At 73.9% G+C, this 7305-nt stretch carries 7 protein-coding genes; 1 reads left to right on the top strand and 6 read right to left on the bottom strand.

Annotated elements, in window-relative coordinates:
* The coding region (locus tag E2C05_RS34355) for a methyl-accepting chemotaxis protein (RefSeq protein WP_275670515.1) at nt 1-1688 on the top strand (1688 nt) is incomplete at its 5' end.
* Between the two features lie 67 nt (nt 1689-1755).
* Here E2C05_RS34355 and E2C05_RS26235 read toward each other — a convergent pair.
* The 6 genes from E2C05_RS26235 to E2C05_RS26260 form a co-directional block, all read right to left on the bottom strand.
* Nucleotides 1756-2886 carry a type III PLP-dependent enzyme gene (locus E2C05_RS26235; RefSeq protein WP_133222609.1) on the bottom strand — a complete coding sequence of 377 codons (1131 nt, stop codon included), beginning with the start codon at nt 2884-2886 and terminating at the stop codon, nt 1756-1758.
* A gap of 435 nt (nt 2887-3321) precedes the next feature.
* On the bottom strand, nt 3322-3651 hold the full coding sequence (locus E2C05_RS26240) for a thiosulfate oxidation carrier complex protein SoxZ (RefSeq protein WP_133222610.1): 330 nt from the start codon (nt 3649-3651) through the stop codon (nt 3322-3324).
* Nucleotides 3648-4070, bottom strand: coding sequence for a thiosulfate oxidation carrier protein SoxY (locus tag E2C05_RS26245; RefSeq protein WP_133222611.1), 423 nt, complete (start codon nt 4068-4070; stop codon nt 3648-3650). Before E2C05_RS26245 ends, E2C05_RS26240 begins: the two co-directional genes overlap by 4 nt.
* Nucleotides 4070-5338, bottom strand: coding sequence for an NAD(P)/FAD-dependent oxidoreductase (locus E2C05_RS26250; protein ID WP_133222612.1), 1269 nt, complete (start codon nt 5336-5338; stop codon nt 4070-4072). The genes E2C05_RS26245 and E2C05_RS26250 overlap by 1 nt, the downstream gene beginning before the upstream one ends.
* Nucleotides 5339-5349: 11 nt before the next feature.
* Entirely contained in the window at nt 5350-5649 is a 300-nt protein-coding gene (locus E2C05_RS26255; RefSeq protein ID WP_133222613.1) for a c-type cytochrome, read from the bottom strand.
* Between the two features lie 258 nt (nt 5650-5907).
* Nucleotides 5908-7092, bottom strand: coding sequence for a YeeE/YedE family protein (locus tag E2C05_RS26260; protein ID WP_240046898.1), 1185 nt, complete (start codon nt 7090-7092; stop codon nt 5908-5910).
* Nucleotides 7093-7305 lie beyond the last annotated feature (213 nt).

Here is a 7305-nt window from a genome sequence, read left to right on the forward strand (position 1 = left end):
GCACGGGCGGCGATGCCGCGGCGCTGATCGCCCTGGTGGAGGAGGATCTCGACACCGCCTGCGCCGATGTGGCGCGCGACAGCGCCGGCCTGGTCGGCGCCGTGGGGGCCGTGGCCGGGGCGAATGCCGCCATCGCCGCCGCCGCCATGGCCGCCCGCGCCGCCACCCAGCAGGCCAGCGACGGCGCGGCGCGGGTGGCGGAGGCAGCGGGGGCCCTGGCCGGCGCCAGCGCCGAGATCGCAGCGCAGACCAGCCGCACCGCCACCGACAGCGATGCGGCCATCGCCGCGGCGCGGCAGGCGGGTGCCGCCATGGCCGGCCTGACGGACGCGGTGACCGCCATCGGCGCCGTCGCCGCCACCATCGCCGACATCGCCGCCCGCACCAACCTGCTGGCCCTGAACGCGACGATCGAGGCCGCCCGCGCCGGGGAAGCCGGCAAGGGCTTCGCCGTGGTGGCGGGGGAGGTGAAGGCGCTGGCCGGCCAGACCCGCGGTGCCACCGACGACGTGGCGCGGCGCGTCACCGCCATCCGCGCGGCGACCGAGGCGGCAGCGCGCAGCATCGCCGGCATCCTCGAGGCGGCCGGCCGGATCGGCGAGGCCTCGGGCGCCGTGGCCGCGGCCGTGGCGACGCAGCGCGATGGCGTCCGCAGCGTGGCCGAAGGCGCCCGCGCCGCCGCCGAAGGGGTGGGCGAGGCGGTGGCGGCCATCGCCGCGGTGGCGCGGGAATCCGACACGGCCCAGCGCCTGTCGCAGGATGCGGAGCGGCTGTCGGCCCGCACCGATGCCCGGGTGGCCGAGATGCGGGCGGGAATGATCGTCACCCTGCGGGATTCGCTGCTGGGCGATGGCCGCACCTTGCCGAAGGTGCCGGTCTGCATCCCGGCCCGGCTACTGCCCGCCGATGGCGGCGCGCCGCTGCCGACGACCCTGCTGGAGGTGTCGGATGTCGGCGCCATGCTGCGCCTGACCGATGCCGCGGCGGCCGCGGCGGCGGCGCGCTGCCCGCCCGGCCGGGCCGTGGCGCTGGGCATCGATGGCATCGGCGACCTGCCGGCCGATATCCGCCAGGCCGGCGGCACCGCGCTGCACCTGCGGCTGCGCGACACGGCGCCGGCCGCAGCCCGCGCGGCGCTGGCATCGCTGCTGACCCGCGTGGCGGAGGCGGATGCGCGCTTCGGCGCCGCCGCGCAGCAGGCCGCCGCCCGGATCGAGGCAGCCTTCGCGGCGGCGCTGGCGGCCGGCGAGATCACCGAGGAGGCGTTGTTCGACACCGCCTATGCGCCCATCCCCGGGACCGATCCGCCGCAGGTCATGGCCCGCTTCACCACCCTGACCGACCGGCTGCTGCCGCCGATCCAGGAACCGCTGCTGGGCTTCGATCCGCGCGTGGTGTTCTGCGCCGCGGTGGACCGCAACGGCTACCTGCCGACGCACAACCTGGCGGTGTCGCAGCCGCAGCGGCCGGACGACCCGGTGTGGAACGCCGCGCATTGCCGCAACCGGCGCATCTTCAACGACCGCGCCGGCCTCGCCGCCGGCCGCAACCGCCGCCCGCTGCTGGTGCAGAGCTACGAGCGGGACATGGGCGGCGGCCGCCTGGTGCCGATGAAGGAAGCGGATGCGCCGATCGCCGTGCGCGGCCGGCATTGGGGCGGGCTGCGGCTGGCCTTCCGGGCCGACTGACGCGCCCGGACGCCGATGGCGCCCGGGCTATCCGACGGCGGCGGGCGCGGTCCTGCCCGGCCCGCCGTCAGACGTAGTGCTCGGCCAGCGGGCGGAAGCCGTTGAAGGCCTGGCTCGCATAGGTCGTCACATAGGCGCCGGTCGAGAGCAACTCGACCCGGTCGCCGCTCTCGAGCGCCAGCGGCAGCCGGTAGTTGGACTTCTCGTACAGCGTGTCCGTGCTGTCGCAGGTCGGGCCCGCGATGGTGACCGGGCCATCCGCCGCGCCGTCATGCGGCGTGCGGAAGGCGTATTTGATCGCCTCGCCCTCGGTCTCCGCTAGGCCGCCGAAGCGGCCGATATCCAGGTACACCCAGCGCACCGGGTCATCCTTCGCCTTGCGGGAGACCAGCACCACCTCGGCGCTCACCACGCCGGCATCGCCGACGATGAAGCGCCCCGGCTCGATGACGATCTCGGGCAGGGCATTGCCGAAATGCTCCGCCATGGCGCCCATGATGGCGGCGCCGAAATCGTCGATCTCCGGCACTTCCTGCCGGTAGCGCACGGGGTAGCCGCCGCCGAGATTGACCATGCGGAGATTGACCCCCGCCTCGGCCAGGTCGGTGAACAGCATGGCCACGCGGCCGATCGCAACCTCGTAGGCGGCGGTCTTGGTCTGCTGGCTGCCGACATGGAAGGAGATGCCATAGGGGTCGAGGCCGAGCTCGCCCGCCTGCACCATCAGGTCCTTCGCCATGCCGATCTCGCAGCCGAATTTCCGCGACAGCGGCCATTCGGCGCCGTCATTGCCGACCAGGATGCGGCAATAGACGCGGGCGCCGGGCGCGCTGCGGGCCAGCTTCTTCAGCTCGGCCTCGGAGTCGAAGGCGAACATGCGCACGCCGGCGGCATAGGCCGTGCGGATGGCGCTTTCCTTCTTCACCGTGTTGCCGAAGGAGATCGCCTCGGCCCGCGCGCCGGCGGCGATGCAGGCCTGCACTTCCTCGAGGCTGGCGGCGTCGAAGGAGGAGCCGAGGCCCACCAGCCGCTCCAGGATCGGCGTGGCCGGGTTCGCCTTCACGGCGTAGTAGACGCGCGCCAGCGGCATCGCGGCCATCAGGCGGCGATAATTCTGCTCCACGCGATCCACGTCGAGGACGAGGCACGGGGTAGCTGGCGCGACGTCGCGCAGATAGGCAGCGACCTTCGGGGTCATGCCACAGCCTCCTTACACGATTTGTAAGGACCGCGCCCGGATGCCGGGAACGGCGGCCCCAAGTTGACGAAACGGTCGAACGAACCAGCGACCAAGTGAGCCGCCCGGATTGCTCCGGACGGGGTTGCCAGAACGCTTGACGTCGTTGCGTAAACCTTGCGCCGCGGTGATCCCTGAAGCGGGCGCCGTTGTGGAGGGGCGCCGGAATTCCGTGGGCCTGGGGCCAGAGGCACGTGCGTACTGCGTCTGGGGCGCGATATAGGCTCCTCCCCAACGCCTGCAAAGCGGAAAACGCTCCCGGGCCGCAGATTTTTTTCCCGCAACCCTCATGGGCCGCCGGAAACTCCCCCGGAACCCCGCCGGCCCTCCGGCGGAAACCCCCGCCCCGACCCGAATCGGCCGGGAAGCCTCCGGCCGCGCCTCAACCCGCCTTCATCAGCCCACCGTGACCCGGGCGGTGGCGCGCGCGATCCGCCCCCGCTCATCGGTCCAGAGGAACTCGAACTCCCCGCTCCGCTCCAGCCGCACATGGAAGACATGGTAGGGGTTGGCGGAGGTGCCGTTGCCGAGCTCGGCGGCCAGGATCACCTGCCCGTCCAGCCGCACCTGCATGCGCGTCAGCATGTCGCGCGCCGCCGCCCCCTCGCGGCCGCCGCGGATGCCGCTCTCCATCGGGTGCTCGATCAGGGTGCGGATCTCGATCGCCTCGCCCGGCTTCGCCGTGCGCGGGATGCGGATGCGGGGCGTGGCCAGCGCGGGGGTCATCCGATGCAGCCCCCGGTCGCCACCCGCGTCTCGGCCAGCGCGCGGCGGACGCGGCCATCCGACAGCACCGCTAGCGCCACCACCTGCTGGTCCTCCGCCAGGCGGATGCGGGTCTGGATCTCCGCCCGCGCCAGCGCCGGCGTCAGCCGGAAGCTGGCCAGGCCCGGCGTCGGGTTGCGCGTCGCCAGCAGATGGATGTGGGTGACATGGTCGGCGGCGGTCTGCGGGCTCTCCACGCTGACCGTCACCGGCACCTGGCCGCCATTCTCGGCCAGCGGCGGCAGGCGCAGCGCGATGCCGCCCGCCTCGATGCGGGCCTCGCCGACCAGGTCGCGGATCGCCGCCTCCAGCGACGGCGCGGCGCGGGCGCCGAAGGGGAGTGCGGCCAGCGCCAGCAGCAGCGGGCGGCGGGGCAGCATCAGCCGAACATGTCCCTGGTGATGCTGGCATACCAGGTGTCGGCATGGATCGCCTCCAGCCGCCGCTGCTCCGGCAGGTCGCCGCGCGGGGAGACGCCGCCCGAATTCGGCACCTCGACGAAGCCGTTCGGGCCGGGGCGGAAGATGCCGACGATGCTGATGCCGTAGTCGTCCCCGACATGCGAGTAGCAGGTGTTGAAATACACCGCCTCGGGCGGCGCCTCCCCGCGCAGGGCGGCGACGGCGCTGGCCACCGCCTGCTTCGCCGTGCTGTTGGCGATGTAGCCGGATTTCGGCATGGGCGCGCCGTTGTTGGCATCGCCGATGATGTGGATGTCGGGCGCGGCGCGGGACGCCAGGGTCCGCGGGTCAACCTCCGCCCAGCCGGTCTGCGCCGCCAGGCCGCTGTCCAGCACGATCCTCGCCGCCGATTGCGGCGGGATGACATTGCCGACCGCAAGGCGATGGCGCTCGCCGAACTCCGTCTCGAACACCTTCGCCGCCGGATCGACGCGCGCCACCTTGCCGTCCTTGCTGGCCGGCACCCATTCGACCATGTCGCCATACAGCGCCTTCCAGCCATCCTGGAACAGGCCCTGCTTGCTGAAGGCGTCCTTGGCATCCAGCGCCAGCACCTTGGACCGCGGCTTGTGGCGCTTCAGATAGGCCGCGATCATGCTGATGCGCTCGTAGGGCCCGGGCGGGCAGCGGAAGGGGTTGGCGGGGATGGAGATCCCGACCACGCCGCCATCCTCCATCGCCTCGAGCTGGCGGCGCAGCAGCAGGGTCTGCGAGCCGTCGCCCGGCACCCAGGCATGCGGCAGGGCCTGCGCCGCCGCCTCGTCATAGCCCGGCAGGGCGCCGTAGCGGATGGCGATGCCGGGCGAGAGGATCAGCTTGTCGTAGGCCAGCGTCTCGCCGCCGCGCAGCCGCACGCGCTTGCCCGCGGCATCGATGCCCTCGGCCCAGTCATGCAGGATGCGGATGCCGGCGGCGCGCAGCCCGTCATAGGAATGGGTGATGTCGCCGATCTGCCGGTAGCCGCCGAGCAGCAGGTTGCCATAGGGGCAGGTGACGAAGCGGGTCAGCGGCTCGACCAGCGTCACCTGCAGTTCGGGGTATTGCGTGCGGGCGAAGCGGGCGGCGGAGGCGCCGCCGAAGCCGCCGCCGATGACCAGCAGGCGCGCGGCGCCCTGGGCGCGCGAGAGGGCGGGGGCCGCGAGGGCGGCGAGCGAGGCGCCGAGCGCGGCGCGGCGGGTGATCGGCATCGCGCGCCCCCTCAGCGGATGGCCGCGAAATACGCCGCGACGGCGGCGATCTCGTCCTCCGTATAGCCGCGGGCGATGCGGTTCATGATGGTCCCCGGCCGGCGGTCGGCGCGGTAGTCGCGCAGCAGCGTCGCCAATTCCTGCGCATCCCGCCCGGCCAGCCTTGCGCCCGAGGCCAGGCCGGCGCCGTTGGGCCCATGGCAGCCGAGGCAGCCCTGGGCGGCGAGCGGCGCGGGCCCGGCGGCCTGCGCCGGCATGGCGAGGAGGCCGCCGGCGACCAGCGCCGCGGCGAGGGATCGGGACGGAATCATGCGCTTTCCCCAGGACAGGCGGCGTGGCCCAGCCGCTTCATTACGCGGGCTTCATATAGGTTTTGCGGATTGGTTACGCAATACATGCGCATTTCACAGCATATATGCGTGCATTCCCGCGCGGCCATCGGCGACACCGGGCCTGGCGCGACCCGCAAGCAGGCCGCATCGCCCGCGGTGCTTGCCGGGAGCGGCTTCCCTTCGCCATGGCTCACGGCAGCCGCGCCAGTCTTTCGCGTCCCGCGCATCCTCACCCGATCAGGCGGCTCCGCCTGATCGGGATCTGCCCTGGCCGGCGGCCGCCGGCGCCAGGCCGAAGCGCGGCCGCAGCCGCAGCCCCACCCAGTTGCCGAGCAGTCCGGGCAGGATCCAGGCCCAGCCATGCAGGCTGCCGGAGGCGATGCCCGAAAAATACGCGCTGACATTGCAGCCGAAGGCCAGCACCGCGCCGATGCCGAGCAGCAGCCCGCCGACCACCGATCCCGCAACCTGGCCCATGGGAATGCGCCAGGCCGGCCGGAACCGCCCGGCGAGTCCCGCCGCCAGCGCCGCGCCGACGACCAGGCCGAGATCCATGACCGTGGTGCGCTCGGTCGCCAGCGGCCGCAGCAGCGCCTCGGCCCGCGTCGGCTCCTCCCAATAGGGCCAGAAGACCGGCTCGTCCCAGCCGAGGCCCTGCACCGCGAGGGAGCCCCAGAGCGGGAAGGCGCCGGTGATCGCCCAGGGCCGGCCGGCCAGCGCCAGGATCGCCAGGTTCAGCAGCGCCAGGGCCAGGGCGCCCCAGGCCAGCGGCCAGGGCCCGCGCAGCAGCGCGCCGCGACCGAGGATGGGCTGGACCGCGCCATGCCGCCGGCGTTCCCAGGCGGCGGAGGCCCAGGCGACCAGCGCGAAGACCGCCAGCGCAAGGCCGATGGCCGGCCAGAGGCCGAGCATCGCGGGCAGCGAGACGGCCGGCAGCGCCGGCAGGTCCTGCCAGAGATCCGCCTGCCAGGCGGCCAGCGTCGCGCCGAGGATGAAGAACAGCAGCGTCAGCAGGTTGCGCGTGCCCGACCCGCCGACGGCATAGAGCGTGCCGGAGGCGCAGCCGCCGCCCAGCTGCATCCCGACGCCGAAGAGGAAGGCGCCGAGGACCAGCGCGGCGCCGGTCGGGAAAACGAAGCCGCGCACCGGCTGGCCGAGCAGCGTGCCGGCCTCGATCGCCGGCTGCAGCAGCAGCACCGCGACGCCGAGCATGAGCATCTGCGCGCGCAGCCCGGCGCCGCGGCCTTCCGCCAGCAGGGCGCGGAACGCGCCGGCGAAGCCGAAGCTCGCATGGTGCAGCGCGAGGCCGAGCCCGGCGCCGACCAGCCAGAGCGCGCCGGTCCGCCAGCCCTGCCCGGCGCCGAGCCCGAGCGCGCCGGCGCCGAGCAGCAGCCCGGCCAGGATGACGACGCCGCGCTGCATGCCTGCCCCTGCCATCCCCCGCCCCCGATCGCGCGGCGCAGATGCGGCGTGCGCGAGGCTGCCGCAAGGTCTCGGGCGCGGAAGGCGCATGACGGCGCCGTCGGCGGTGTCGAGGGCCTTCGTTGCCCGCGGCTGACGGCGCGGACTTCGCCGGCCTGCCGGCGCCGCACGCCGCGCGCACCCGCGCGCCCGGCGGGCAGCGGCGCTGCGCCG

The sequence above is a fragment of the Paracraurococcus ruber genome (assembly GCF_004353985.1).
Taxonomy (GTDB): Bacteria; Pseudomonadota; Alphaproteobacteria; order Acetobacterales; family Acetobacteraceae; genus Paracraurococcus; species Paracraurococcus ruber.